1 protein-coding gene is annotated in these 1,028 nt (G+C 67.7%); it reads right to left on the reverse strand.

The window, feature by feature from the left end; genetic code table 11:
* Positions 1 to 5: 5 nt before the first annotated feature.
* Positions 6 to 1,028 (reverse strand): glycine betaine/L-proline ABC transporter ATP-binding protein (locus ABZ490_RS52215; RefSeq protein WP_359008164.1); only part of this gene is annotated, 1,023 nt, incomplete at its 5' end.

The raw sequence follows: 1,028 nt of genomic DNA on the forward strand, positions 1-1,028 counted from the left end.
GGTCATCACCGGCCGCCTTCCTGCCCGGCGACGACCGCGAGGATCTCCTCGTCCCCCACGATCCCGAGCAGCCTGCCGTCCTCGACGACCTTCACCGGCTTCTCCGCCGCCAGCACCGCCCGCGTCGCCTCCCGCACCACCACGTCCGGACCCAGCTCCGGCCCGTCCAGCGCGTCCCCGTCCTCCGGCGCCCGCATGATCCACCGCAACGTCAGCACATCACCGCGCGGCACGTCCTTCACGAACTCCCGCACATAATCGTCCGCCGGCGCCCCCACCAGCTCGTCCCCCGTACCGCACTGGACCATCTTCCCGTCCCGCATGATCAGGATCCGGTCCCCCAGCTTCAACGCCTCCGACAAGTCGTGCGTGATGAACACCATCGTCTTGCCGACCTCGTGATGCAGCCGGATCACCTCGTTCTGCATGTCCCGCCGGATCAACGGATCCAACGCCGAGAACGGCTCGTCGAAGAACAGCACATCCGGATCACCCGCCAGCGCACGCGCCAGACCCACCCGCTGCTGCATACCACCCGACAGCTGGTCCGGATACGAATGCTCATAACCCGCCAGACCCACCAGCTCCACCACCTCCAGCGCCCGCCGCGTCCGCTCCGCCCGGCCCATCCCCCGGATCTCCAGCCCGAACGCCACGTTGTCCACCACCCGACGATGCGGCAACAACCCGAAATGCTGGAACACCATCGAGAACTTCCGCCGCCGCAACTCCCGCAACCGCGCCGCGTCCGCCTGCCGGATGTCCTGCCCCTCGAACACCAGCTCACCCGACGTCGGCTCGATCAACCGCGTCAGACACCGCACCAACGTCGACTTGCCCGAACCCGACAAACCCATCACCACGAACACCTCGCCGCGACGGACGTCGAAGTTCACATCACGCACCGCAGCCGTACACCCGGTCCGCTCCATCAGCTCACGCCGGGTCAGGCCGCACAGCTCCGCATCACCCGGCACCCGCTCGGCCTTCGGCCCGAACACCTTCCACAGATTGCGCACGGAGATGAC

Source organism: Streptomyces sp. NPDC005811 (genome assembly GCF_040630405.1).
GTDB lineage: Bacteria > Actinomycetota > Actinomycetes > Streptomycetales > Streptomycetaceae > Streptomyces.